At 64.5% G+C, this 26,434-nt stretch carries 25 protein-coding genes; 18 read left to right on the top strand and 7 right to left on the bottom strand.

Going from position 1 to position 26,434, the window contains the following annotated elements; translation table 11 throughout:
- Positions 1–8: 8 nt before the first annotated feature.
- Entirely contained in the window at positions 9–1,298 is a 1,290-nt protein-coding gene (locus tag HDG34_RS22330; RefSeq protein WP_184062216.1) for an oligosaccharide flippase family protein, read from the top strand.
- 102 nt (positions 1,299–1,400) lie between these two features.
- Here HDG34_RS22330 and HDG34_RS22325 read toward each other — a convergent pair whose 3' ends face one another.
- Positions 1,401–2,612 (bottom strand): MFS transporter, encoded by a 1,212-nt coding sequence (locus HDG34_RS22325; protein ID WP_184062214.1) that lies wholly within the window; start codon positions 2,610–2,612, stop codon positions 1,401–1,403.
- Positions 2,613–2,656: 44 nt separating this feature from the next.
- Between HDG34_RS22325 and HDG34_RS22320 the strand changes: the two genes are divergently transcribed.
- From HDG34_RS22320 to xdhC, 4 genes are all read left to right on the top strand, one after another.
- Positions 2,657–2,848 (top strand): hypothetical protein, encoded by a 192-nt coding sequence (locus HDG34_RS22320; protein ID WP_184062212.1) that lies wholly within the window; start codon positions 2,657–2,659, stop codon positions 2,846–2,848.
- A gap of 152 nt (positions 2,849–3,000) precedes the next feature.
- Positions 3,001–4,518 carry a xanthine dehydrogenase small subunit gene (gene xdhA, locus HDG34_RS22315; RefSeq protein WP_184062210.1) on the top strand — a complete coding sequence of 506 codons (1,518 nt, stop codon included), beginning with the start codon at positions 3,001–3,003 and terminating at the stop codon, positions 4,516–4,518.
- Between the two features lie 36 nt (positions 4,519–4,554).
- A complete protein-coding gene (xdhB, locus tag HDG34_RS22310) occupies positions 4,555–6,924 on the top strand; it encodes a xanthine dehydrogenase molybdopterin binding subunit (protein ID WP_184062208.1) in 2,370 nt (789 codons plus the stop codon).
- A gap of 31 nt (positions 6,925–6,955) precedes the next feature.
- Complete coding sequence (xdhC, locus tag HDG34_RS22305) at positions 6,956–7,546, top strand: xanthine dehydrogenase accessory protein XdhC (RefSeq protein ID WP_184062206.1); 591 nt, start codon at positions 6,956–6,958, stop codon at positions 7,544–7,546.
- On the opposite strand, the gene HDG34_RS22300 is transcribed toward xdhC, so the two are convergent.
- The 3 genes from HDG34_RS22300 to HDG34_RS22290 form a co-directional block, all read right to left on the bottom strand.
- Positions 7,543–8,493, bottom strand: a complete 951-nt coding sequence (locus HDG34_RS22300; protein ID WP_184062205.1) for a LysR family transcriptional regulator — start codon at positions 8,491–8,493, stop codon at positions 7,543–7,545. The genes xdhC and HDG34_RS22300 overlap by 4 nt on opposite strands.
- 200 nt (positions 8,494–8,693) lie before the next feature.
- The gene (locus HDG34_RS22295) at positions 8,694–9,350 is read right to left on the bottom strand and encodes a 2-hydroxychromene-2-carboxylate isomerase (protein ID WP_184062204.1); all 657 of its coding nucleotides are present in this window, start codon (positions 9,348–9,350) and stop codon (positions 8,694–8,696) included.
- Between the two features lie 160 nt (positions 9,351–9,510).
- On the bottom strand, positions 9,511–10,914 hold the full coding sequence (locus tag HDG34_RS22290; RefSeq protein WP_184062203.1) for a TAXI family TRAP transporter solute-binding subunit: 1,404 nt from the start codon (positions 10,912–10,914) through the stop codon (positions 9,511–9,513).
- Positions 10,915–11,478: 564 nt separating this feature from the next.
- On the opposite strand from HDG34_RS22290, the gene HDG34_RS22285 reads away from it, so the two are divergent.
- Together HDG34_RS22285 and HDG34_RS22280 are read left to right on the top strand one after the other, a co-directional pair.
- The gene (locus HDG34_RS22285) at positions 11,479–11,823 is read left to right on the top strand and encodes a BON domain-containing protein (RefSeq protein ID WP_184055489.1); all 345 of its coding nucleotides are present in this window, start codon (positions 11,479–11,481) and stop codon (positions 11,821–11,823) included.
- Between the two features lie 350 nt (positions 11,824–12,173).
- Positions 12,174–12,422: a hypothetical protein gene (locus tag HDG34_RS22280; protein WP_184055491.1), complete on the top strand. Its 249-nt coding sequence runs from the start codon at positions 12,174–12,176 to the stop codon at positions 12,420–12,422.
- Positions 12,423–12,463: 41 nt separating this feature from the next.
- Here HDG34_RS22280 and HDG34_RS22275 read toward each other — a convergent pair whose 3' ends face one another.
- Both HDG34_RS22275 and HDG34_RS22270 read right to left on the bottom strand, forming a co-directional pair.
- Positions 12,464–13,252 carry a sulfite exporter TauE/SafE family protein gene (locus HDG34_RS22275; RefSeq protein WP_090803240.1) on the bottom strand — a complete coding sequence of 263 codons (789 nt, stop codon included), beginning with the start codon at positions 13,250–13,252 and terminating at the stop codon, positions 12,464–12,466.
- Between the two features lie 255 nt (positions 13,253–13,507).
- Complete coding sequence (locus HDG34_RS22270) at positions 13,508–14,155, bottom strand: LysE family translocator (protein ID WP_184062202.1); 648 nt, start codon at positions 14,153–14,155, stop codon at positions 13,508–13,510.
- A gap of 121 nt (positions 14,156–14,276) precedes the next feature.
- Here HDG34_RS22270 and HDG34_RS22265 point away from each other — a divergent pair, with 121 nt between their 5' ends.
- The 9 genes from HDG34_RS22265 (at position 14,277) to HDG34_RS22230 (ending at position 22,408) form a co-directional block, all read left to right on the top strand.
- Entirely contained in the window at positions 14,277–14,447 is a 171-nt protein-coding gene (locus HDG34_RS22265; protein WP_184062201.1) for a hypothetical protein, read from the top strand.
- Positions 14,448–14,576: 129 nt separating this feature from the next.
- Positions 14,577–15,008 (top strand): hypothetical protein, encoded by a 432-nt coding sequence (locus HDG34_RS22260; RefSeq protein WP_184062200.1) that lies wholly within the window; start codon positions 14,577–14,579, stop codon positions 15,006–15,008.
- A gap of 2 nt (positions 15,009–15,010) precedes the next feature.
- Positions 15,011–15,940: a 3D domain-containing protein gene (locus HDG34_RS22255; protein ID WP_184062199.1), complete on the top strand. Its 930-nt coding sequence runs from the start codon at positions 15,011–15,013 to the stop codon at positions 15,938–15,940.
- A 565-nt stretch (positions 15,941–16,505) separates the two neighbouring features.
- Positions 16,506–16,673 (top strand): glycoside hydrolase family protein, encoded by a 168-nt coding sequence (locus HDG34_RS40205; RefSeq protein WP_409259510.1) that lies wholly within the window; start codon positions 16,506–16,508, stop codon positions 16,671–16,673.
- 73 nt (positions 16,674–16,746) lie between these two features.
- Positions 16,747–17,250, top strand: coding sequence for a lysozyme inhibitor LprI family protein (locus HDG34_RS22250; protein ID WP_184062198.1), 504 nt, complete (start codon positions 16,747–16,749; stop codon positions 17,248–17,250).
- 194 nt (positions 17,251–17,444) lie between these two features.
- The gene (locus tag HDG34_RS22245) at positions 17,445–18,338 is read left to right on the top strand and encodes a LysR family transcriptional regulator (RefSeq protein ID WP_184062197.1); all 894 of its coding nucleotides are present in this window, start codon (positions 17,445–17,447) and stop codon (positions 18,336–18,338) included.
- A gap of 245 nt (positions 18,339–18,583) precedes the next feature.
- Positions 18,584–19,600: a hydroxymethylglutaryl-CoA lyase gene (locus tag HDG34_RS22240; RefSeq protein WP_184062196.1), complete on the top strand. Its 1,017-nt coding sequence runs from the start codon at positions 18,584–18,586 to the stop codon at positions 19,598–19,600.
- A complete protein-coding gene (locus HDG34_RS22235; RefSeq protein WP_184062195.1) occupies positions 19,597–20,844 on the top strand; it encodes a CaiB/BaiF CoA-transferase family protein in 1,248 nt (415 codons plus the stop codon). The genes HDG34_RS22240 and HDG34_RS22235 overlap by 4 nt, the downstream gene beginning before the upstream one ends.
- A gap of 61 nt (positions 20,845–20,905) precedes the next feature.
- The gene (locus tag HDG34_RS22230) at positions 20,906–22,408 is read left to right on the top strand and encodes an MFS transporter (RefSeq protein ID WP_184062194.1); all 1,503 of its coding nucleotides are present in this window, start codon (positions 20,906–20,908) and stop codon (positions 22,406–22,408) included.
- 288 nt (positions 22,409–22,696) lie between these two features.
- On the opposite strand, the gene HDG34_RS22225 is transcribed toward HDG34_RS22230, so the two are convergent.
- Complete coding sequence (locus tag HDG34_RS22225) at positions 22,697–22,846, bottom strand: hypothetical protein (RefSeq protein WP_167368625.1); 150 nt, start codon at positions 22,844–22,846, stop codon at positions 22,697–22,699.
- Positions 22,847–23,722: 876 nt separating this feature from the next.
- On the opposite strand from HDG34_RS22225, the gene HDG34_RS22220 reads away from it, so the two are divergent.
- Together HDG34_RS22220 and HDG34_RS22215 are read left to right on the top strand one after the other, a co-directional pair.
- Entirely contained in the window at positions 23,723–24,718 is a 996-nt protein-coding gene (locus HDG34_RS22220; RefSeq protein WP_184062422.1) for a helix-turn-helix domain-containing protein, read from the top strand.
- Between the two features lie 90 nt (positions 24,719–24,808).
- A complete protein-coding gene (locus HDG34_RS22215) occupies positions 24,809–26,410 on the top strand; it encodes a sugar phosphate nucleotidyltransferase (protein ID WP_184062193.1) in 1,602 nt (533 codons plus the stop codon).
- Positions 26,411–26,434 lie beyond the last annotated feature (24 nt).

The raw sequence follows: 26,434 nt of genomic DNA, 5'->3' as shown, positions 1-26,434 counted from the left end.
GGACGATTGTGTCGACGAGAAACGTCATCATCGCGCTGTATTCGGTGTACGCACTGAACTACGTGCTGCCGCTCGTTACGTTGCCGTATCTGTCGCACGTACTTGGGCCGGCCGGGTTGGGCGTGATCGGTTACGCGCAATCGATTTCGCAGATTCTTCTCGTCATCGTCGACTTCGGCTTCGGCCTGTCGAGCGCGCGCAAGGTGGCGGTGCACATCGATAACCCAGAGGTCGTGAACCGCATCTACTGGTCGACCACGATCGGCCGCGCGATTCTCGCGTTGCTGTGCTCGCTGGTGCTGGTCGGCTGGGCCTTCGCCGCGCACATGTCGCCGCAGGAACGCGGTGCGACGCTGCTGGGCTCGCTCGTGATCTGGGGCGGCGTGCTGACGCCCGGCTGCTTCTACGAAGGCACGCAGCGCCTGCCTGTGCTCGCGGGCACGCTGCTCGCGACGCGCGTGGGTCTGCTGATTCCTCTGTTCCTGTTCGTGAGGACTCGCGACGACGTGATGCTCGCGGCCGCTTTGCAATATGCGCCGACCTTCGTGTGCGGCGTGATCCTGATGGGCGCGCTGATCTGGAAGCGCGAGATCCTGCTGACTGTGCGGGTCAGTTGGGCCGACGTGATGGCCGAGGCGAAAGAGGCGTATCACATCTTTCTCGGTTCGGCGCTGACGTCCGTGTACATGTACGCGAACGTGATCATGCTGCGCATGATCAGCGGCCCGGGCGCGGTCGGCTATTACGTGGCGGCCGAGCGACTCACCAATGCGCTACGCGCGTGCACGGCGCCGGCCATCCAGGCGTTCTTTCCGAAGATCTGCGTCGCTTACGAGCGCAACGACATCGCCTATATCCACAAGGTCAACCGCGGCTTCATGGTCGCGTTCGCGGCGTCGGCGGTGCTGATTCTGGTCGGCTTTACGGTGCTTGGCGAATGGTTCGTCGGACGTTTTCTCGGCGAGGCGTTCGGCGAGACGTTCCGCATTTTGCGCATTCTCGTGTTCGTGCCGGCGATCGTCGGCATGACGACGACCCAGGTGATGCTGACGATCATCGCGTCGGGCAATCAGTCGTTGCTGAAGCGGATCTATATCTACGGCGCGCTGTTCCATCTGGTGCAGGCACCGATCAGCATCTACTTCTGGGGCGGTGTCGGCACCGCGTGCTCGGTGGCCGCGACCGAGCTGTTCATGCTGATCGGCGTGTACAACGTGTCGAGCCGAATCAATCACGGCCAGATCGCGGTGCGCGCGCAGACGACGATCAAGCAGGAGATGGCGGCGGAGAGAGATTAGCCGCGAGGATGGACAGCGGCATCGAATGGCCGCGGCGCGCGTCGTGAAGACTTTGCGCGTGGCGGCCTTGTTGCGTCAGCGCCGCGCGTTCACTGCGAGTGCTTACTGCGCGGTAGACAGACTGGTTACTTTCGCGTTGCGCAGATACAGCACCGTCGACAGCACGACCGCCGCGGCAGCCGCGATCGCGGCAAACAGGAACACCGAGCCGTAACCGAACTCGCCGGCGATATACCCCGCCAGCGGCCCGGTAATGCCGAGCGACAGATCGAGAAACACCGAGTACGCGGACAGCGCTGCGCCGCGGCTCGCCGGCGGCACGAGCCCGACCGCCTCGACGCCGAGCGCCGGAAACACCAGCGCGAAGCCAAAGCCGGTCAGCGCGGCGCCCGCGAGCGCGATATGCGGCTCGGGCGCGAGCCACAGCATCAACAGACCCGCGCATTCGAACGAGAACGACGCGATTGCCACACGAAAGCCGCCGTAGGTCTTGATCGTGTTCGCGAACAGCAGGCGCGCGCCGATGAACAGCGTGCCGAACAGCGTCAGCGACAGCGCCGCATTCGGCCAGTGCTTCGCCGCATAGAACAGCGTGATGAAGGTCGCGATCGAACCGAAGCCGGCCGAGCCGAGCGCGAGACCTATGCCGTGCGGCAGCACGCGCGTCAACACGCTGCGATACGACATCCGCTCGCCGTGCACGACCGGCACCGGCGCGATCAGACGCGCGAGGTAATAGCCGAGCCCCGCGAGCGCGATCACCAGAATGCCGAGCGCGGTAAAGCCGATCGAGCGCGAGATCATCACGCCGAGCGGTGCGCCGATCGCGAGTGCGCCGTAGGTCGCGATGCCGTTCCACGAAATCACGCGGGCGTTGTTGGAGGTGCCGACCCGGCCGATTCCCCACAGAATCGCGCCGGTGCCGCACAGACTTTCGCCGAAACCGAGCACGAGCCGGCTGCACACGAGCAGTGCGAGGCTCAGCCCCGGCCAGCGACCGGTCAGCGCGGCGAGCAACAGCAGCACACCGCTCGCGCCGCAGCCGAGCAGACCGATCGACACCGTGCGCTTCGGCCCGAGCGTATCGGCCGAGCGGCCCGCGAGCGGCCGCGACGCGAGCGTCGCGAGGTACTGCACGCTGATCGCCGCGCCGGCCAGCACCGCGCTGTAGCCGAGGTCGCCGTGCACATAACCGGGCAGCACCGCGAGCGGAATACCGATCGTGAGGTAGCAAAGAAAGGTGAAAAAGACGACCGGAATGATCTGCAGGGTCGTCGCAAATTCGCTGCGGGCGGACGCGGAGTCGGTGGACATCGGGAAAACCAGACTTGAATTCGGCGGGAAGGCGTGATTCTCCCATGGAACCGATTCCCTTGCAGGGCTTGCTTAAAAAATGGGACGAATCAATGGTGGGTTGTGACGTGATAAAGATCGGTTTTCACGCCGCTAGCGCGAGATTGTTCGGCGAGGCGAGGGGCATGCCAAAATCTGGCATGTCCGCTAAACCGGCAAAAATCGATAAAAACGGCAAAAGCGTCAGATCAACATAAGCGCTGCCGTACGCAAATCCACCTCGATATCGCGCGAGGAATATGTCCCCCATGCGATTCGAGCTATGGGTTGCGTTTATTGACGGTGATAGCTTTCAAACCATCGACGCGGCGTGTCCGCGCAAACACGGAACAGACGAGAGCACCGAGACATGACCGAGCCGATTCGTTTCTATCACCGCAACGCGATCCGCGAAATCGAGGACGCGCCCGTCACCCGCACGGTGCTGCAGTATCTGCGCGAGGACGCGCATTGCACCGGCACCAAGGAGGGCTGCGCCGAAGGCGACTGCGGCGCCTGCACGGTCGTGATCGGCGAGCGCAATCCGGCGGGCGGCGTCGAGTTCAAGGCGGTCAACGCCTGCATCCAGTTCGTGCCGACCCTCGACGGCCGCGCGCTCTTCACGGTCGAAGACCTGCGCCAGCCGGACGGCTCGCTGCATCCGGTGCAGCAGGCGATGGTGGACTGCCACGGCTCGCAGTGCGGCTTCTGCACGCCGGGCTTCATCATGTCGATGTGGGCGCTCTACGAGAAGCACGGCCACGAGCATGGCTGCGCGAACCGCACGGTGCCGTCGCGCGAGGCGATCGGCAATGCGCTGACCGGCAACCTGTGCCGCTGCACCGGCTACCGGCCGATCGTCGACGCGGCCGAGCGCATGTTCGACGCGCCCGCGCCGCAAGCGCCAGTCGACGTAAAGGCGCTCGCCGACACGCTCGCGACGCTCGAACGCCGCGACACGTTTCAGTACGAGCACGCGGGCCAGCGCTTCGCCGCGCCGCGCACGGTCGCGGCGCTCGCGCGGATCAAACAGCAGGAACCGGCCGCGCGCCTGCTCGCGGGCAGCACCGACATCGGCCTGTGGGTCACCAAGCAGATGCGCGAGCTCGGCGACCTCGTCTACGTCGGACAGATCGCCGAGCTGCAAAAGCTCGAAACCAATGACGACTGGATCGAGATCGGCGCCGGCGTCAGCGTCGAAAAAGCGTATGCCGAGATCGCGAAGCAGTACCCGGAGCTGACCGAAATGTGGCAGCGCTTCGCGTCGCTGCCGATCCGCAACGCCGGCACGCTCGGCGGCAACATCGCGAACGGCTCGCCGATCGGCGATTCGATGCCGGGGCTGATCGCGCTCGGCGCGCGCGTGATCGTGCGGGGCGGCGACATCGAGCGCGAGATGCCGCTCGAAGACCTGTACCTCGCGTATCAGCAGAAGGACATGGCCGGGCACGAGTTCGTCGTCGGCCTGAAGGTGCCCGCGCGCGGCGGTGCGCGCGCGAACCTGCGCTTTCGTACCTACAAGCTGTCGAAGCGCTTCGATTCGGACATCTCGGCTGTCTGCGCGGCGTTCTCGTTCATCGCCGACGGCGACGCGATCCGCGAGCCGCGCATCGCGTTCGGCGGCATGGCCGCGACGCCGAAGCGCGCGCTCCAGGCCGAAGCCGTGCTGCGCGACGCCGAATGGCACGAGGCGACCGCGCAGGCCGCGATGCTCGCGCTGGGCACCGACTACGCGCCGCTCACCGACATGCGCGCGAGCAGCGACTACCGCCTCGAAGCGGCGAAGAACACGCTGTACCGCTTCTGGCTCGAAACGCGTGCGCATCAGCCGCTGCCGAAGAGCGCGCTCGACGTGCGCGCGGTCGCGCCGGCCGGCGCGAGCGCCTGAGCGCCGCGCGTCCCCGAGGATACGGAGAACACAACCATGAACCAGCAAGCCGAACCGTTCCTGAAAGAGGTTCAGGAACTCGACGACTTCACCCAGGTGCACGTGTCGCGTCCGCACGAGTCCGCGCATCTGCACGTAAGCGGCCGCGCGACCTACACCGACGACATTCCCGAGCTGGCCGGCACGCTGCACGCGGCGCTGGGACTGTCGTCGAAGGCGCACGCGAAGATCGTCTCGATCGCGCTCGACAAGGTGCGCGCGACGCCCGGCGTCGTCGCGGTCTTCACCGCCGACGACATCCCCGGCGTCAACGACGTCGGCCCGATCGTTCATGGCGACGATCCGATCCTCGCCGACGGCGTCGTGCAATACGTCGGCCAGCCGATGCTGATCGTGGTCGCGACATCGCACGAGGTGGCGCGTCTCGGCGCACGGCGCGCCGAGGTGGTCTACGAGGAACTGCCGGCGGTGCTGAGCGCGCAGCAGGCACGCGCCGCGAACCAGTTCGTGCTGCCGCCGATGAAGCTCGCGCGCGGCGACGCCGGCACGAAGATCGCGCGTGCCGCGCATCGCGAGGCCGGTGAGATGTGGCTCGGCGGCCAGGAGCAGTTCTATCTGGAAGGGCAGATCTCGTACGCGGTGCCGAAGGACGACGACGGCATGCACGTCTACTGCTCGACCCAGCATCCGACCGAAATGCAGCAGCTCGTGGCGCACACGTTGGGCGTTGCATCGCATAACGTATTGATCGAATGCCGGCGCATGGGTGGCGGTTTCGGCGGCAAGGAATCGCAGTCGGCGCTGTTCGCGTGCTGCGCCGCGCTCGCCGCGTGGAAGCTGCTGTGCCCGGTCAAGCTGCGCCCGGACCGCGACGACGACATGATGGTGACCGGCAAGCGTCACGATTTCCACTACACCTACGAAGTCGGCTACGACGCAGAGGGCGTGATCGAAGGCGTCGCGGTCGACATGACCTCGCGCTGCGGCTTTTCCGCCGACCTGTCGGGCCCGGTGATGACGCGCGCGCTGTGCCACTTCGACAACGCGTACTGGCTGTCGGACGTCTCGATCGACGGCTTCTGCGGCAAGACCAACACGCAGTCGAACACGGCGTTTCGCGGCTTCGGCGGCCCGCAGGGCGCGTTCGCGATCGAGTACATCCTCGACAACGTCGCGCGCTCGTGCGGCATCGATGCGCTCGACGTGCGCCGCCGCAATCTCTACGGCAAGACCGAGCGCAACCAGACGCCGTACGGCCAGGTGGTCGAAGACAACGTGATTCACGAGCTGATCGACGAGCTCGAAGCGACCAGCGACTATCGCGCGCGCCGCAAGGAGATCGACGCATTCAACGCGAACAACGAGATCCTGAAGAAGGGCCTGGCACTCACGCCGGTCAAGTTCGGCATCGCGTTCAACGTCACGCACTTCAACCAGGCCGGCGCGCTCGTGCATATCTACACCGACGGCTCGGTGCTCGTGAACCACGGCGGCACCGAAATGGGCCAGGGGCTGAACACGAAGGTCGCGCAGGTCGTCGCGCATGAACTCGGCGTTGGTTTCAACCGGATTCGGGTGACCGCGACCGATACCAGCAAAGTCGCCAATACGTCTGCGACGGCCGCGTCGACCGGGTCCGACCTGAACGGCAAAGCCGCGCAGGACGCCGCGCGCCAGTTGCGCGAGCGGCTCGCCGCGTTCGCGGCCGAGCGCTTCGGCGCGGGCAGCGTGAATCCGCGGGACGTGCGCTTCGCGCATGATCGGGTGATGGTCGGCGAGGTCGCCGTGCGGTTCGAGGAAGTGGTTGCGAAGGCTTATCTCGCGCGCATCCAGTTGTGGTCCGACGGCTTCTACGCGACACCGAAGCTCTACTGGGATCAGTCGAAGCTGCAAGGACGGCCGTTCTACTACTACTCGTACGGCGCGGCGGTATCGGAAGTCGTGATCGACACGCTGACCGGCGAAATGCGCGTGCTGCGCGCCGATGCGCTGCACGACGTCGGCGCCTCGCTAAATCCGGCGCTCGACATCGGCCAGGTGGAAGGCGCGTTCATTCAGGGCATGGGCTGGCTCACCACCGAGGAGCTGTGGTGGGACGCGGGCGGCAAGCTGATGACGCACGCGCCCTCGACGTACAAGATCCCGACCGTCAACGACGTGCCGCCGGTTTTTAATGTCAGGCTGTTCAGGAACCGCAACGCGGAAGACAGCATCCATCGTTCGAAGGCAACCGGCGAGCCGCCGCTGCTGCTGCCGTTCTCGGTGTTCTTCGCGGTGCGCGACGCGGTGTCGGCGGTCGGCGGCCATCAGGTCAATCCGCCGCTCAATGCGCCCGCGACCAGCGAGGAAATCCTGAAGGCGGTCGGCGCGGTGCGGGCCGCGACGGCGGCCGCGCGGCGGGCGTGATGGCGAGTGGCAAACGAGTTGGGAGCGCAATATGGAAGCACGCCTGAATTGTTCTCCGGACGGGAGCGGACCCGAGCTTGCACCGCGGCCGGCGCCGATGCACATCGTGCTGTTCGGCGCGGGACACGTCGGCCATGCGCTCGCGCATCTGCTTGGCAGCCTGCCGTGCGTGGTCCAGTGGGTCGACGAACGCGACGAGCTGTTCCCCGACGAAACGCCGCCCAACGTGCAGGTCGAAGCGACCGACACGCCCGAGGCGATCGTCGACGCGGCGCCGCCCGGCGCGTGGTTTCTGGTGATGACGCACAACCATGCGCTCGATTTTTCGCTGGCATCGCGCATCATGCGACGGCGTGATTTCAGCTACTTCGGCATGATCGGCTCGAACACGAAGCGCGTGAAGTTCGAGCGGCGACTGCTCGAACGAGGCGTGGAGTTGGAGCGGCTCGCGGAGATGACCTGCCCGATCGGCGTCGAAGGGATCATCGACAAGGCGCCCGCCGCGATCGCGATTGCGGTGTGCGCGCAACTGCTGCGACTGAGGACACGGCAGGCCGCGACGGTTCATGCGTTGGGGCAGGCCGCGAACCACGTCCGCGCAACGAAGCAGATCACGGTTTAGGCCATGCGGCGCAACGGGGGCTTGCGCGCGACCAGCTCACCCGACACCTCGGACATCAACGTCCTCAGCCAGCCGATATCGCTCGGCCGATCCGGCTGCGGATGCCACAACTGATAGCAGCGGATGCGCGGAAACGCGATCGGCACGTCGACGACCGCGAGCGGCAACATGCTCGCGTAGTGCATCGCGAAGCGCCGCGTCGTCGTGAAGATCAGATCCGATTGCAGTAGCGTCTGCGCGACGAGGCCGAAGTAGGGCAGCGTCGCGACGATGCGCCGGCTCGCCTTCGCCCGCGCGAAGCCGGTATCGATCGCGCCGCCGCGCGCGCCGCTGTAGGGTGTCGGCGCGAGATGCGGCGCGGCCAGATAGGCTTCGCGGGTGAGCGGCTCGTGTGTCAGCGGATGGTCCGCGCGCATCATGCACACGACGGTATCGGCGAACAGGTCGCTGCGCTCGAAGCGCGGATCGGGCTTCGGCCAGTTGCCGATCACCAGATCGAGTTCGCCGGCGTCGAGCGCGGCCGAATGATCGAGCAGCGGCCCCAGCGATTCGATTTCGAGCCGCGCATGCGGCGCCGCTTCGCGAAACCGCGCGATCACGGTCGGCATGAAGAAGTCGTTCAGATAGTCGGGCGCGGCGACGCGAAAAGTGCGGCGCGAGCGGCCCGGGTCGAAATCGCCATGCGGCGTCGCGACGAAATCGACATCGCGAAGCACGCGCTGCGCGGCCGCGAGCAGCGACTCGCCGTATTCGGTCGGCACCATGGCCGACTTGCCGCGCACCAGAATCGGATCGCCGAGCGTGTCGCGCAGCTTGCGCAGCGCGGTGCTGATCGCGGGCTGGGTCTGGTTCAGCCGCAACGCGGTCTGCGTGACGCTGCGCTCGACGAGCAGCGTGCGCAGCACGCGCACGAGCCAGATATCGAGTGAGGCGGCGGTGTCGTCCATGATCGAAGCGTGGTGGCGCGGGCGCTGCCGATGAGCTCGCCGCGCGGCGCGCGCGTGGGGTGCGAAAGCTTAACCTTAGGCGCGTTTGCGCTTCGGCGGCATAGCGGGCACGGTATGGCCGGCATCAGCGCGACGCCTGTCGGCGTCGATTCGTTCGGGCCGAAGCCGCAACCAGGGCGCGGCCCGCTGCGGCCGCCGCGTTATGCCGGTGTTGGTTTGTCCGGCAGCCCCCATGGCAGCGAACTGATCCGCTTCACCTCTCGCGATTCGAGCCAGTTCGGCGTGCGCGCGCAGTACAGCACCATCGGCAGCGCGTCCTCGCCCCAGAACAGCTGATCGTTCAGACGAAACGTCGGCACGCCATAGACGCCGAGTTCGACCGCATCGGCGGTATTGCGCTGCAATTGCGCCTTCACGGCTTCGTCCTGGATCAGTTCCGGGCCGTCCGGCTTGCCGACGCGCTCGCACAACTCGGCGAACGCTTCGTCGCTCGACGGATCGCGCCCCTCGCGCCAGATGAAGCGGAAAATCTCGCGCACGAATTGCACGTCGCCGTTCGCGGCGGTCGCGAGCAGCAGCGGCTTCATCGAATCGAACGGATGGGCGGGCGGCATTTTGTACGGAATGCCGAGCTGCTCCGCGCGAAACAGCGCGTGCCGGTACATGAAGGTGCGCTTGGCGGGCACGCTGTACGCGGAGCGCTGGCCCCAGTGGCGATACAGATCGTTCAGCACGACCGGCGTGAACGCGAAGTCGAAGCCGGGCCATTTGTCGTATTGCTCGAGCAACAGGTAGGTGAACGGCGAGACGAAATCGTAAAACCACTGCCGCTGTTGGGCGTCGATGCCAACGGTCATAAATGTCTCCCGGATTGCCTGTGTCGGACGATGCGGACGGTGCGTCCGTTACCTCATCAAAATTGTAGCGATCTTACGCGGTGCGGTCCCGGCTTGCACCGGTCGATATCCCCTGGTGGCGGCCGGTGGGCGTAGGTTCCGGCGGTGCCGTCAGGGGCGCTCAGCCTTTGACTTTATCGGCCGCCTGCTCGTCGGCCTCGTCCAGCCCGCCCCGCGTGTCGCGGCTTTCCGTGAGCCGCCGCCGCACGAAGCCGATGTGCTCGCGCAGCACGTAGAACTGGTCCGCGTACGCGAGCGGCATCTTCATGCCGTTGACCGAGTCTTCGATCGTGTCGAGCCGCTCGATCAGCGACGCGCGTTCGGCCGACGCATGTTCGCTGAGCGCGCTGCGCTCGATCGCGATCAGAGAGCCGTACCAGCGATAGATGCGCGATTTGACGCGCCACGCGTACAACCCGGGCACGATGCGCAGCGCCGGCACCAGCAGCACGATCAGCGGCACGATGATCACCAGCAGGCGGTCCGCGAGACTCGCGATCCAGAACGGCAGCGTTCGGTACAGGAAGCTCTTGCCCGACTTGTAGTAGCGCGCGGCGTCGTCGGAAAGCGGGAAGTCGTGCGCGAGCGGGGCGGGGAATTCGCCGGCGCGCTGCATCGTCGTCGCGCCGCCATGCACCTCGCGCGCGGCTTCGATCAGCAGATCGGACAGCGCTGGATGCAGCGAATCGCGCGCGATCAGCTCGGCGGTCGGCGCGACGATGCTGATCGAGTTCGCCGGCAGGTTCTTGCCGAGGTCGAAGGCGCCCATCGGCACCTTCAGCTGCGTCAGGTACGGAAAGCGGCGCGTGTACGCGTCGGCCTGCGAAAAATCGTAGAAGCGCACGTTCTGCGTGCGGTAGAGCTTGCCCATCACGGCCGGCTGCGCCGAGTCGCCCGCGAGGAAGGTCGCGTCGATCGTGCCGTCGATCAGCGCGTCGGCGGCGGCGTCGCCCGTTAGCGGCAGCAATTGGGTCGGACCGCCCGGCACGATGCCGTTGGCCTTCAGCAGCGCGAGCGCGAGTTCGCGCGTGCCGCTGCCCTCGGGGCCGATCGCGAGGCGTTCGCCCTTGAACCCGGACAGCCAGTCGACGGGGGCGCCGCGGTAGAAGATCGCGAGCGGCACGTAAGCGACGCTGCCGAGCGACATCAGGCTTTTGTCCTTGTCGAGCCCGGCGGGCGCGATGCCGCTCTGCACGAAGCCGACGTCGACGTCCGCGTTCGGGGCCAACAGCCGCTTCAGATTTTCCTGCGAGCCCTGCGAGGCCAGCACGTTCAGCGTAATGCGATTGCGCGCAAGGATCGTCTTGTACTTTTGTGCGGCGATCCAGAAGGTGCTGCCGACGGGACCGGCGCTAATCGTCAGCGTATTCGGCGGGGCGGGTTGGATCAGCCGCACGGCGGCCCAGATTGCGACGATCACGAGCAGCACGAGCGGGCCGAACGAGACCGCCAGGTCGCGCCACGAGATCGCGACAAAACGGGCGACGAGATGGGTAGGGCGGGTGCGGCCGGTGTCAGGCTTCATCGGATCATCTGAAAGCGGCGGTCGATCGGGCTCGAATGCGCGAAGGCGGCTTGGGCGGCGCGCGCCAGCACGCGTCGCGCCGATGGTACCTGAGATTGGCGCGGCCGCGAAACGCGTAGCCGCCCGTCACGCCGACAAACGCGTAACAAATGGTGAGCACCACGGTGAACGCCGGCATGAGCGCTGGCATGATGCCCGTGCAAATTCTTGCGCGACCACGGAGCGTGTCTGCTTCTCTCCGGCACGCATGACGCACCCGCTGTCGGCGCGCCACGCCGCGCGCTAAATCCTTTGCGCTTCTGTGCCGGCTAGATTAAATTGTGCATCGCTACCGCGATCCAACGTTTGCGGCGCGACCCCGGCAAGACGGACAAGAACCGGGTGCGTCGGCGGACGTCGCGGTTTGCCGGTTACCGGTAATCAGCCTCTTTCGCCTCTTGCACATCGTGTCACAGCCGTTGATGGCCGTCGCTCACGCGCGCGTTCGCGCGATGACGGCCGCCCGTAGTCGTAACGATGCCGCTTGTTCATGCGGTCCAATGTGAAACCAAGGAGAAGAGAGCTATGAAGACGGTCGGTTTTCTGAAAGCACTGGGTCCGGTGGTGGCGATGGTGGTGGCGTGCAACGTCTATGCCCAAAACGCTCCGGCAACCGATACGGCGTCGGCGGCAGCCGCCGTCAAGGCCGGCAAGGCAGCGAATCACGAACTTGGCCGTAAGGTGCGCCACGCGCTGACGAAGACCCAGGGTCTCGACGTGTCGCACATCGCCGTGCGCGCGCGCGGCGGCGCAGTGACGCTGACCGGCTCGGTGCCGACCCAGGGACAGATCGATGCGGCCGGCGAAGCCGCCAAGGGTGTCGACGGCGTAATGTCAGTGTCGAACAAGCTCAAAGTGGTGCAGCAGTAAGCGGTACGCGTGCGCGCGGCGCCGCAAGGCCCGCGTCGCGCGGTGGTGCGCAGCGGCTTTGGTGCATGGGCGCCGTCACCGGCGTCGCGAAGACGGGTTTGCCGCCGCGCTTGCATCGCGTCGCGAGGTCTATCTATCAACCTGGAGGCTCTGGCATGATCGCCGGAGCTTTTTTTTCGCCGCCGGTTTTATGGCGTGGCACTCGCGAGGTTTGCGGGACCGCAGCAATGCGGCTTGCCGCACGCACAGGTCCTGATGGAGGCGCGGCCGTCGCGGATTCGTGCGCTGCGACACATTACCGACGCATCGCGAGGCGTACTGTGACCAAGAGGGAAGGGGGAGCCAAGGTCATGGAAACCACGCTGTTTCGCTATATCGATCTGCCGATCGGCGATCGCGCGGCATTCGAACTGGTGTGCGCGCGACACGGTTTCGCGCCCGCGCATTTCGACATCAGCGCGAGCGTGGCACCCGGTGAGCCGGCGCACGAGCGGGTCGTCACCGTGCGGCGCGGCAGCTGGTCACAGTCGTATTACGACCGCCACGGTCAGTGGGTCAGGCAGTTCGAGGCGGATCTGACCTGCCGGTTTTTCAAATAGACACGGGTTGTGGCGTGCGCGCTTGACGCGTCTTCAGCGCCTCACGACAACACCAGCCGCACGCCGACCAGCGTCAGCGTCGCGGCGAGCAGATTGCGCAGCAGCGCGTCCGGCGCGCGCGAGGCCAGATAGCTGCCGATCGCGATGCCGGGCAGCGATCCCACCAGCAGCGACAGCAGCATCGACCAGTCGATCGAGCCGAGCAGCCAATGTCCGGCGCCCGCGAGCAAGGTCAGCGGCACCGCGTGCGCGATGTCGGAGCCGACGATGCGCGTCGTCGGCAGCATCGGATACAGCAGCATCAACACCGTCACGCCAATCGCACCCGCGCCCACCGACGTCAACGACACCAGCACGCCGAGGGTCGCGCCGGTCAGCATGGTCAGCGCGAGCGTGCGTGCCTGGCTCGGCGCGCGTTGCTTGCGCGCGCCGAGCGCCGCGAGCTGCGGACGGAACACCAGCGCGATCGCGGTAATCAGCAGCGCCGCGCCGAGCACGACCTGGATCAGCCGGCCCGCGCCAGGCGTATCCATTCCATAGCGATGCAGCAGGATCAGCGTGACGGTCGCCGCGGGCACGCTGCCGGCCGCGAGGCGCAGCGTGACCTGCCAGTCGACCGAGCCCTTCAGTCCGTGCACCAGCGTGCCGGTCGCCTTGGTGGCGGCCGCGTACAGCAGGTCGGTGCCGACCGCGGTGGCAGGGTGCACCTTGAACAGCAGGACGAGGATCGGCGTCATCAGCGAGCCGCCGCCGACGCCCGTCAGCCCGACCAGAAAGCCGACGAACAGGCCGGAGACGGAGTACAGCAGATCGATGTGGGGTAGAGCCATTGAACGGAAAGCTGACGCAGCGCGGGTGAAGGGTTGGGCGGCAAGACCGGCGTACGCGCCGGGGCGGGTGGGTGCGGCGGTGTGCGGTGCGCTGCACGGCCGCGTCGGCCGGCGCCTCAGCGGCGAAAGGCGCTATTGTCGCAAAACTGCCGCGCCAGCGTGCGGCACTTGTTCAGGGGGAGCGCGTCGCGGCTGGCAGCGGGCTGCGTTCGGCGTGTACGGCGCTGATGTGCCGCGTGGCGTGTGAGGTGCCGCTCAGAGCGCGCGGCGGATTTCGACGACGCCGAACGCCGCGAGCGTGAAGCCGACCACGCGATCGATCGCGACGCGTAGCCTGCTGCCGATCGCATGACGCGCGAGCGACACCATGGTCACCAGACAGCACCACCACGCGATCGAGCCGGCGAACACACCGCCGACCGTCGTCAGCGCGATGGCCGGCGAGAACGCGCCGCGTGGCGCGAGCGTCGTGAATAGCGCCGCGAACATGATGACGGTCTGCGGATTGGTCAGCGTCAACAGCAGCGCACTCGCGTACGCACGCAGCGCGCCGGCGCGGCCGATCTGCGCGAGCTTGCCGTTGCCGTTGCCATTGCCGTCGGCGGTTTCAGCGGGCGGCTTCTGCAGCAGCGCGCGCACGCCGAGATACAGCAGGAACAGGCCCGCGAGCAGATGCAGCGGGCGGTCGTACGCGAGCATGAACTGAGAAATGCCGACGAGGCCGAGCGCCGCGATCAGCCCGTAGGCCGCGTCGCCGCTGGCGATGCCGAAGCCGATCGCGAGTCCCGCGCGCGGACCGCCGCTCAGCGTTCGGCGGATGCACAGCATGCCCATCGGGCCGACCGGCGCGGCGATCGCGAGGCCGACGCCGGCGGCCGTGAAAAACAGACTGGTGGTGGACATGGGCAGGTTCTCGAGCGTTGTTCTGGTTGGGGCGGTCGCCTGCGGGCAGCCGGCGCACCCGCCAGCATAGCCAGACCGGAAATCGCGGGCAAGGGCAGGGATGGGTGAGACTCGACGCGCGATGACTCGCTTCAGCGGATCGGCCGGCATGGCGATGAAAGCTGACATCGCCGCGCTCGCTTACAACGGCTCTTTTGTCAGAAAAACAAAAATGCCGCTCAGTTGCTTAACTGAACGGCATTGCGGCTCAATGCCGCTTTTTTTGGCCGTGATATCGGGAAAATTCGCCTAAAAATGAGATGGCCAGAGCAATCGTTAATATCTGTCAATGAAGTTTTTGTCTCAAATTAAAATCATTGACCGTGCCCCCGTTTAGATGCTTAATTTGCCGGGTGTTTTCTGGAAAATCAAAAGAGGTCAAATGGGACAACAGAAACAGGCAGGTGCCGCGGGCGAGGAAGAGTGCCAAGTTTGTCGTGTCACCTATTCAATATACGCAAACTTCCCGCCAATGCCGTCTGCAATGGCGATGAACGTCGAAACTGGCGAATGGTTTCCGCAGGATAGGCTTCGGTCGTATTCGAACGGTTACGAAATGGCCGACGCCCTGGGTTATGCATGGGCGTGCGATTGCCGCGGTCGCACGGCGGCCTCAGCGCTGACGTCGAAAATTCGCACTCACGACGAGTATTACGCGCTCAAAAAAAGCGATGGCCAACCCCTCGCCAACGTGCGTTACAGAATTGTCGTTGACGGTAAACGGGTGATAACGGGAACCACAAGCCAGAGCGGACACACTGTGCGCGTAGTTACTCGCGGAACGGCAAGCCTCAAACTTCAATTGGAGAAATAGGAATGCCGGAAAGTCCGGATTGGCTAACGGTTCACGACACCGCGTGTACAAACACGAACCCGAACTCATGCGTTGAAGTTCGGATTGCAGCGAACCTGTTGTCGTGGAATATTCCAGACAACAGTTACGGTGACAAGTTGCCTATCATTCCCTCATCCTCGCGTGTGATGCACGGAAAGATTCTGTACCGTCTGGCTATCCAGGCCGCAGTGAAAAGTCGTCGAGGAGATTCGGTTTTCGGGCGTGCCCTATCGATCAGGAGCAGCCGTCCGGGCGACACAATACGGATTTCAGGTCCGACCGATTTAGACGGTTGCGCGACGGTTATTCTCGAATCGCGCGAACCCGGGGATTTGACACTCACCGTAGCTGACGAAGATATAACCTCGGTCCCGCTGCGTTTGAGGTTCAAGGACGCATGGTACGAGAGCACGTTTCTTATTACGGGGTATCACGTTTGCTTCGAACAGGATTTTACAGGTGAAGTTGTGATTGCTCGCGGAACCAACGATCAACACAAGCGCGATTTTCTCTATGGCGCGCGAGGCGTTGTCATGCAGGGAACCGGTAAAGCATCTAACGGGCGCTATATTCGACCAATACAGGTGAATTCAGGTTGGCATAGAAATAGTCACGGCAATCGCGACTATCTCAACAACCCGGATGGCGTAGCCTTCGCTTACACGGATTCAGTGCAAGGCGCATTCGGACCGGTTACGGAGAATCGTTCGATAGCGGTCGATCCTAACGTCATACCGAAGCACGCTCAAGTCGAAATAGAGATCGTCGGCAGACGCTTCGCCGATGATACTGGCAGCGCGATTACCGGCCATCACATCGACAATTTCGTCGGTGCGGGCGCCGTTGTCCAGTCCGCTTGGGAGCATGGGGCGGTAAACAATACGCAGCGCAAAGTTAAGTATATTGGATGACCGTCGAGGAATAGAGTTATGAGTAAACAACGCTTAGCACATAGACTCAGCGCCGGGTTGTTTTGTACGTTGCTTGTTCCGACTGTCTACGCTGACGGGTCGATTAGCTTCAACGATTACATCGTGCCGATGCTGAAGGATCGCCCCCAATTTAAGGAATTTATACTGCAATCGTTTTCGGTTACGGATACGGGATGGGGGATCCGAATAAATAGTCCGACAATGCCCCATATGGGCGGCGCGCGAATGGGACCATACAGATTCCAGGCTATCTGGCATAGTCCGCGTGGCGACACTCCTGTTACTCTTGTAATTGATACTAAAACGGAGTTTTTTGATCGCCACCGTCGGCAAATAACCGGTAGCGATCTACGCGGAACCACTTCGATTACGGAAACGCTGGACTCTATTGAAGTCGAGCCAGCCCAAACACAATAGCTTGCGCATCCTATGACCGCAATCGTTGGCCCGCTTTGTGGGACCTTCCATCTTGTCTTGCCGGAAGACAATCTGCACCTTGGGCAGAGCAGTATCAGTCAACACGCCAGAGAGTTTTTGAAAGGACTTGAGGCGAACAGAACGCGCCATCAATGCAAAAGTGCACGTACCGTTGTTTCAGTACGTGTACGATGCATTGGTGAGTGTTTCTTTTAATGCTGTAGCAGACCATGCTGCGGACGAATTGACGCATCGCGAAAATCAGGTGACTGCCGAAATATTCCGAATTACATAAAAAAGATTTCGCTGTTCCTCGAGCTTGCGTCAACGCCGGGAAACGGAGGCTGGAGTGTTCTCTGAAGGTGTATATGATGCGTCCAACTAGAATGCTTGCTGTGCGGCTTATCATGGTTTCGATGTTTAATTTTATTGATTCAACTGCGCTGAGCAAAACAATTTACTCGGTGCAGTTCGACTACAAAAAAGCAGCGCCATCATCGGTTTATTCTTCTGGAAAATTGCGCGAGGAAATTGACCGTCTTTGCAAGACCGGTGAGCACGCGGCAACCGCCGATATCGCTGCGTGCAGCCACAGGAATTTCGAACAAATTTACGCAGAATTGAATTCCACGATTAAATCGTTGGAAACTGAGTTGAGGAAAGGCGATGTTGATTTGAAGGTCGATAACAATCCTGTTGCATTGCCTTACTTTGAGAAAGGACAAAGGGCATGGGTCGAGTATCGCGACAACCAGTGTTACGCTGAGAGCTATTCATTAGGCGAAGCGTCGGTGCGTTATATGACGTTTTGGGATTGCATGGCGCGCATAACGAAAGGGCGGATAAGCGATCTGAAGAGCACGGAAGACTAACGGAAGGCAACCGCGCCTCAAACAAGTCGCCCCGCTTTGCGGGCTTTCCATTCGAGCGTCAACGTGCTTGTTTCTGCACTGCTTTGCACGGCAAGCCGTGGTTCGAGCCGCACCGCAAGCGACAGAAATCCTCCACGGCCTTCCACGATCAACCATAATTCCCCCCACCCCCAACCCACGAATCCGCTGCGCCGATGTGGCAAATCGATCAGGTGACGCTGCGCTTGTTCATCGCCGTGTGCGAGGAAGGCACGATCGCGCGCGCGGCCGAGCGTGAGTTCATCGCGCCGTCGGCGGTCAGCAAGCGGCTCGCCGATCTCGAAGCGCTCGTCGATGTCGCGTTGCTGTCGCGCAGCCAGCGCGGCGTGCGCGCGACCGCCGCCGGCGAAGCGCTGTTGCGCCACGCGCGGCTCATCATGCGCGGCCACGAACGCCTGCAGGCCGAACTCAGCGAGTATGCGGCCGGCGCGCGTGGGCATGTGCGCGTGCTCGCCAACGTGTCGTCGATGGTGGAGTTTTTGCCCGAGGCGTTGTCGGCGTTTCTGCAGGCGAATCCGGCGATTCGCGTCGACGTCGAGGAGCGCGTCAGCGCGGACATCGTGCGCGGACTCGAAGAGGGTGTGGCCGATCTGGGCGTCTGCCGCGACACGGTGCCGCTCGGCAGTCTCGACACGTTGCCGTATCGCGCCGACCATCTCGCGCTGATCGTGCCGCGCGCGCATCCGCTCGCGGGCGAGGCGCAGATCGGCTTCGAGCAGACGCTCGGGTTCGATCATCTGGGGCTCGCATCGAATGCGTCGGTCAATGCGCTGATGCAGCGCATCGCGCTGGAGAAGGGCAGCGAGTTGAATTACCGCACCTATGTATCGACGTTCGATGCCGCCTATCGCTTCATCCAGGCGGGTCTCGCGGTCGCGATCCTGCCGCGCGAGGCGCTGCCGCGCCATGCGGCCGACGAGTACGGCATCGTCGCCGTGCCGTTGCGCGAGGATTGGGCCGCGCGGCGCTTCGTGATCTGCATGCGCGATCGCGCGGCATTGACGCTGGCGGCCGCGCGATTGCTCGAGCATCTGCTGAGCGCCAGATAAGACGGGCGACGCGCTTCGTCACCCGCGCCTTCGCTACCTCCCCAGACAAACCCCTAAGCATTTCACCCAGGCGAGCGCCAAAGCCCGCGCCATCGGCCTGAGCGGCCATCGCGAGCGGCGATGGTGTGCTTCGTCAAAGCAGACTTTGCCGCGCGTCGTCACGCGGGCACGCTGTGACCCAGTCAGCGCACCACTTCCATCCAACGGGCCTCTGAAGCCCGCGTCCACGACCAGGATTCCAACCAATGAATGAAACCCGCGAGCGCGTCGTCGTGACCGAAGTCGGTCTGCGCGACGGTCTGCAAAGCATTGCCCGCATCATGTCCACCGACGACAAGCGGCGCTGGATCGACGCCGCCTACGCGGCCGGCGTGCGCCACATGGAAGTCGCGTCGTTCGTGCCGGCGAAGCTGCTGCCGCAAATGGCGGACGCCGCCGACGTAGTCGCCCACGCCCGTAGCTACGACGATCTCAGCGTGAGCGCGCTCGTGCCGAACCTGAAGGGCGCGCAGCACGCGCTCGAGGCTGGCGTAGAGCGCATCGTCGCGCCGATTTCGGTGAGCGCCGCGCATAGCGTCGCGAACGTGCGCAAGACGCCCGCCGAGATGATCGACGCGTTCGCCGCGATGCGCGAGCTGATCGATGGCGCGTCCCCGGCAGGTGGGCGCCGCGTCGAGTTGATCGCCGGTTTGTCGACGGTGTTCGGCTGCACGCTGCAGGGCGCCGTGCCGTACGCGGATATTGCCGCGATCGCGCGCGCCGCGGTGCAGGCCGGCGCCGACGTGATCGCGCTTGGCGATACGACGGGCGAAGCGACGCCGCGTCAGGTCGGCGAGGTCATCGAGCTGGTGCGCGACGTCGCGGGCGACAGGCTGCGCTCGCTGCATTTCCACGACACGCGCGGCCTCGGGCTCGCCAACACGCTGGTCGCGCTGCAGCACGGGATCCGCGAGTTCGATGCGTCGCTGGCTGGTCTCGGCGGCTGTCCGCATGCGCCGGGCGCAACCGGCAACGTCAATACCGAAGACCTCGTGTTCATGCTTCACAGCATGGGCTACGACACCGGTATCGACATCGCGCGGCTACTCGCATCGCGCGCGGTGCTGGCGCAAGCGCTGCCGGGCGAGCCGCTGTACGGCTATCTCGCGCGAGCGGGATTGCCGAAACAGTTCGCGCACGCGCAAGCGGTCGCGCGCGACTCCGCCAGCTACGCCGAATCTTTGCATTGTCTCCATTCTTCCGTTCCGCAGGTGCCGCAATGACTCCGCTTTCCTCCGCTACTTCAGCTTCGTCGTCGACGTCCTCGCCGCAGCCGGGTACCTTGCCGCTCGCGGGCATCCGCGTGATCGAGTTGTCGCATATGGTGATGGGTCCGACCTGCGGCATGATTCTCGGCGACCTCGGCGCCGAAGTGATCAAGGTCGAGCCGCCGCGCGGCGACAGCACGCGCCGGCTGCTCGGCACCGGCGCGGGCTTTTTCCGCACCTTCAATCGCAACAAGAAGAGCGTCGCGCTCGATCTCGACAGTGAAGCCGGTCTCGCCGCGCTGAAGCAACTCGTCGATAGCGCCGACGTCTTCGTCGAAAACTTCAAACCCGGCCGCATGGCGAGTCTCGGCCTCGATTACGCGACGCTGCGCGAGCGCAATCCGCGGCTGATTTACGTGTCCCACAAGGGCTTTCTCAATGGTCCGTACGAACATCGTCTGGCGCTCGACGAAGTCGTGCAGATGATGGCGGGCCTCGCGTACATGACCGGTCCGGTGGGCCGTCCGCTACGCGCGGGCAGCTCGGTCAACGACATCATGGGCGGCATGTTCGGCGCGATCGGCGTGCTGGCGGCGCTGCACGAACGGCACGCGAGCGGCCGCGGCAAGGAGGTGCAGAGCGCGCTGTTCGAGAACTGCGTGCTGCTCTCGGCGCAGCACATGCAGCAGTTCGCGGCGACCGGCATGGCCGCCGCGCCGATGCCCGAGCGCATCAGCGCCTGGGCCGTCTACGACGTGTTTACGCTCGCGCACGGCGAGCAGATGTTCATCGCCGCGACCGGCGACGCGCAGTGGCGCGCGCTGTGCGCGATTCTCGAACGCGACGATCTGCTCGCCGATGCGCGCCTCGCGACCAACAACGACCGCGTGCTCGCGCGCGGCTGGCTGCTGCAGACGCTCGGCGAAAGCCTGAGCCGTCTCGACGGCGCGACACTCGTGCCGCTGTTCGAGCGCAATCACATTCCGTTCGCGTCGATCACGAAGCCCGAGGAGTTGTTCGACGATCCGCACCTGAACGCGAGCGGCGGCCTCGTGCCGCTGACGCTCGACGACGGCAGCGAAACCGCGATGCCGTTGCTGCCGATTTCGCTCGACGGTGCGCGTCTCGGGCCGCGTCGGCCGATCGCGAAGATCGGCGAGCACACCGTCGAGGTGCTGCGCGAACTCGGGTTCGACGACGCGCGGATCGCGGAGCTCGGCGGTGGCGTGCAATCGCGGGCGCCGCGCGCGGCTGCGTGAGCGTCGTGCCGCGCTTGACCCGCTGCAGCGGGCAATAGACCAATGATTCTGGAGACAGACGATGAAATCGTCGAATCAGGCGATGTACTCAACGGCGCTCGGCGATGCCGGCGCGCTCGACGGCTCACCCACGGACGCGGGCGCGGATGCGGCAGGCTCTGACCGCGCCGGCGCGATCGCGCTCGACGGCGCGCGCATTTCCGCGCGGCTCGACCGGCTACCCGCGACCCGCACGATCTGGCAGCTCGTGATGCTGCTGAGCTTCGGCATGTTCTTCGAACTCTACGACCTGATGTACTCCGGCTATATCGCGCCGGGACTCGTGCACAGCGGCCTGCTGACGGCCACGACGCGCGGCCTGTTCGGCACGAGCGGCGTCGCGAGTTTCATCGCCGCGCTGTTCGCGGGCCTGTTCATCGGCACGGCGGCCTGCGGCTTTCTCGCCGACCGCTTCGGCCGGCGCGCGATCTTCACCTGGTCGCTGCTGTGGTACACGGCGGCCAACGTCGTGATGGCGTTCCAGCACACGGCGCTCGGATTGAACTGCTGGCGCTTTATCGCGGGAGTCGGCATCGGCGTCGAGATCGTCACGATCGGCACGTATATTTCCGAACTCGTGCCGAAGCACATTCGCGGGCGCGCTTCGGCGTGCTCGCAGGCGGTCGGCTTCTGCGCGGTGCCGATCGTCGCGTTCCTGTCGTATCTGCTGGTGCCGCAACGCCTGTTCGGTCTCGACGGCTGGCGTGTGGTCGTGCTGATCGGCGCGATTGGCGCGATCGTGGTGTGGTGGATTCGCCGCGGCTTGCCGGAGAGCCCGCGCTGGCTCGCGCAAAAAGGCCGCCTCGACGAAGCCGACGCGGTGATGACGCGTCTCGAAGCACGCGTCGCGCGCGAGTATCGGCGCCAATGCGGCCTGCCGTTGCCCGAGCCGGCGCTGCCCGAACCGGTGCGCGCGCGGGCCGCGTTTCGTGATCTGCTGGTGCCGCCGTATCGCAGGCGCACGCTGATGCTGATCATCTTTCACGTGTTCCAGACGATGGGCTACTACGGCTTCGCGAACTGGATTCCGACGCTGCTGATGAAGCAGGGCATCACGGTGACGACGAGTCTGATGTACGCGAGCATCATCGCGATCGCGGCGCCGCTCGGGCCGTTGCTGGGGCTGCTGATCGCCGATCGCTTCGAGCGCAAGACCGTCATCGTCTGTATGGCGGCGGTCAACGTCGTGTGCGGACTCGCGTTCAGCCAGGCGCGCGAGACGGTGCTGCTCGTGAGTCTCGGCGTGTGCCTCGTGCTCGCGGGCAACATCATTTCATACAGCTATCACGCGTACCAGGCCGAACTGTTTCCGACCGGCATCCGCGCGCGCGCGGTCGGCTTCGTTTACTCGTGGAGCCGGATTTCGGCGATGTTCTCGGCGTTCGTGATCGCCGCCTGCCTCGGTCGCTTCGGCGTGAACGGCGTGTTCGTGTTCATCTCGGGGGCAATGGCGATCGTCATGGTCGCGATCGGTACGCTGGGACCGAAGACGCGCGATGTCGCGCTCGAGGATCTTTCGAAGTAGCTAGGGCCTGTTCACGCTAATAACGGGCTTGCGAACGTGCCTTTGCGCGCGTAGTGCAAGGAGAGAGGAGCGCCGTTTGGCCGAGCCAAACAAGCGACGACCGACGCCGCAATACGGGCGCAAAGGCACGTTCCCCTGTATTAAAAAAACCTTCAAGGGGCTGGCCGCCAGAAGGGCCGATCGCCGCGTCATGCTCCTTGCGAATACGTCGAGTATTCGTTGCGTCGCATTCCTTGCGCTCGGCCCTTCTGGCGGCCAGCGCAAGCCCGTTATTAGCGTGAACAGGCCCTATGAGTCTTGGCGAGTCTCGTCGTTGCTCGACAGCCGGTCCGATACGTTGCCGAGCAGCAGCGCGAGCAGCACCACGCCGATCATTGCGAACAGGAACCCGCCGATCATCGTGGCAAGTATCAGCGTGATCCATGAAATGCCGTCCATGTGTGCGGTTCCAGCGCGTTTGTCGGGGGCATCGTAACCCGTTCAGAACCACTTTTATGTGCGCTTGCCCGCCGTAAACCTGTCAGGCGACGCCGAACTATCGTCGCGTCGTGCGATTACGCGGCGCGTTCTCGACGGGTGTCACAATCGTTGCATAGGGATGGCGGACTTCGTTCGCTGTCCCCAACCCCCTTTGCGGAAACCTCGTAGTCCATTTCCGCAATCGGTTGGCGGAAATGCACCCGCTCGCACCCGACTTATTCCGCCATTGGCCCATCTATTGCGGGGGCGCTAAAGTCGTCCGATATCCTTGTTTCAGGTTTGAAACGTTAATCGCCACGTTAATATTCCCGTCATCAATAAAAATAGATTAAATAATCTGTTCTGGCGCGTTGAGTGCTTGCATTGGACGGCGGAAGGGTCGGTTGCGCGGCGCTTGCGCGGATCGTCAGGGGAAGTTGTCGACGCAGCCGGACCCGCTTGGTAGGGCCGGGGGTTTTCACTCATCGATAGCCAATTCCGGCAAAAAATCTCTTTTAAAATGCCACCTCGGTGGGTACATAAGGCGGGGCACGCCGTTTTTCGAGTAGCCGCGCAGTGTGCGCTGGCGTACGCATTCATTTTTTAAATTGCATTAAGATTTGCGAGTGCATATTCAACCATATGCGGTTAGACGATTAATCCAGTGAAAAGACGGTCGTTTCGGTATTGTGCCGAATTGCACTGGCCGATCACGTATTCATAGTGCCAATATGTCTGCACTTTCGGACATGACGGCAGAGCGCCGGAGGCCGTCGCTATGATGCACTGCGCGGAGTTCGCATTGTGCGTGATCGTAAAAGGTGTAGTAGATCGTTTTCTGTCGAGAGGATGACTATGACCTGCGCGAGTCTCGAGTCTGCAATGCTGCGCTGGGTGCATGCTCCGAACAAGGGCGTGCGTCGTGTCGCGATTCTGTTGTTCAACGACTGCTCGCTGCAAGGGGCGGGCGTGATCGCCGAGGTGTTCCAGGCTGCCAACGAACTCGCCACTTCCGGTTCGGGCGCGTGGCTGTACGACGTATCGTTCTTGTCCGCCGGCGGCGGCATGGTGATTTCGTCGTCGGGTTTGCGCGTCTGGACCGACGGACTCGACGCGCGCCATTACGGCGGCTTCGACGCGCTCTATGTGGCGGGCGGCAAGGGCGCGGCGTCGGCGGCGCGCGATGAGCGTCTGCTTGGATGGCTGCGGCGCGTGCGTCGCAACACCTCGATGATCCGGCCGATCGCCGAAGGGCGCGCGGTGCTCGACGCGGCGGCCCTGCCCGAGGACAAGGACGGGAGCGACCCGCACCAGCCGGCCTTGGCCAGAATTGGCGCGGGCTCGGCGGAGCAGGGCGTCGTCGACCTTAACGACCGGCTGGAATCGATGCGCAGCGCGCTCGCGATGATCAAGCGCGATCTGGGCAACGCGACCGCGCGCTCGGCTGCCGAGCGGCTGCTGTCCGACTCGTGCACGAACCTCGCGCCGCTGCTCGGCGAGGACGGCGGCATGAGTCCCGGCGACAAGGTTCGCGCGGCGGCGCGCTGGCTGCAGGAAAACTGCCAGCAGGCGATTTCGATTGCGGATGCCGCGCAGTTCGCGGCGATGAGCGAGCGCAACTTTCTGCGCCGCTTCAAGATGGAAATGGGTATCACGCCGTCGAGTTTCCTGTTGCACGAGCGCCTCGCGGTGACGTGCAGCCTGTTGACCGAATCGGAATTGCCGGTCGACAAGATCGCCCGGCGCACCGGGATGGGCAACGGCGACCGGCTCGCGAAAGTGTTTCGCAAGCGGATGAGGATTTCGCCGACCGAGTTCAGGATTCAAAGCCGCCGCATGGCAGGCGAGTAGCACCGACGGAGCCAGCCCGGTAACCGCGCGTGACAGGCGGGGACGGGTCCGTTGTTCGTCGTACCTTGCAGATCGAAAAGGATTCCCGATATGTTGACGCAGGCAGGTGTGAGCGCCCGATCCGTCGAGCCGAACGGCGCAAGCGCCGGGGTTGCTGGCGCGCGCTGCGCGCACATCGTCCCGGTCATTCTCGCGGGCGGCTCGGGCACGCGGCTTTGGCCGGTGTCGCGCGAAAACTTTCCGAAGCAGCTGATCGACGTGGTCGGCTCCGACTCGCTGCTGCAGGCGACCGCGCGGCGGCTCGAGAGCTTCCCGGCGGGCTGGAGCGTCGACGCTTCGCCGATCGTCGTGTGCGGCGAGGAGCATCGCTTCGTGATCGCCGAACAGTTGCATGAAAACGGCGTCGACGCGCGTCTGATCGTCGAGCCCGCGCGCCGCGACACGGCGCCCGCGCTGACGCTCGCGGCATCGCTCGCGTGCGCGGCCGGCGACGACGCGATCCTGATCGTGATGCCGGCCGACCACGCGATCGCGGACGTGCCTGCCCTGCAGCGCGCGCTCGCGTGCGCGGCGCACCACGCGAGCGAGGGCGCGATTGCGACGCTCGGTGTGCCGCCGACGCGTGCCGACACCGGCTTCGGCTATATCCGGATCGGCGCGGCATTGGCCGCTGGCGGCCACGCGATCGACGGTTTCGTCGAGAAGCCCGCCGAGGAACTCGCGAGGCAATACCTGGCGGCCGGCACCTACTGGTGGAATAGCGGCATCTTCATCGTGCGTGCGCGCGTGTGGCTCGACACGCTCGCGGCGCTGCGGCCCGACATGCATGCGCCGTGCGCAACCGCGTTCGCGAGCGGTAAGCAGGACGGCGACGTATTCCGGCCATCGCACGACGCGTTCCTCGACGTGCCCGCCGATTCGATCGACTACGCGGTGATGGAGCGTTTGACCGAACCGGCGCCGGCGCAAGACGACAGCGCGAGCAACGTCGAAGCGCAAGGCGCGGCACAGGACGATATGCAAGCTCAAAGTCGAGCCGCGGTCATTCCCCCCGGCGTCGTGATCCCGCTCGAAGCCGGCTGGTCCGACCTCGGCTCATGGGACGCGGTATGGGCCGCGATGGAGAAGGACCCGAACGGCAACGCCGGGCGCGGCCGCGTGGCGTTCGAAGGCGCGGTGTCCTGCTATGCGCATTCGGAAGGGCGGCTCGTCGCGTGCGTCGGCACCGCGAACGTCGTCGTGGTCGAGACCGCGGACGCGGTGCTCGTGGTGGATCGCTCGCATGTGCAGGACGTCAAGGGGCTCGTGTCGCGCATCAAGGCGCAGCACGCGCCGGAGGCCGACGCGCATCGCAAGGTGCGGCGCCCGTGGGGCTTCTATGACTCGATCGATCGCGGCGAGCGCTTCCAGGTCAAGCGCATCGTCGTGACGCCCGGCGCAAAGCTGTCGCTGCAACTCCATCATCATCGCGCTGAGCATTGGGTGGTCGTGCGCGGCACCGCGCTCGTCACGCGCGGCGAAGAGCAGTTCCTGCTCAGCGAAAACGAATCGACCTACATTCCGCTCGGCACGCGTCACCGGCTCGAAAACCCCGGCAGGGTGCCGCTCGAAATCATCGAAATCCAGTCGGGTACCTATCTCGGCGAAGACGACATCGTGAGGTTTGACGACAACTACGGCCGCTGCCCGTAGGCAGCCCATGCACGCCCCTTTTTG

Source organism: Paraburkholderia sp. HC6.4b, assembly GCF_014200875.1.
Classification (GTDB): domain Bacteria; phylum Pseudomonadota; class Gammaproteobacteria; order Burkholderiales; family Burkholderiaceae; genus Paraburkholderia; species Paraburkholderia tuberum.
Note: the sequence above shows the minus strand (reverse complement) of the source record. Positions and strands in the feature narration are given on the sequence as shown.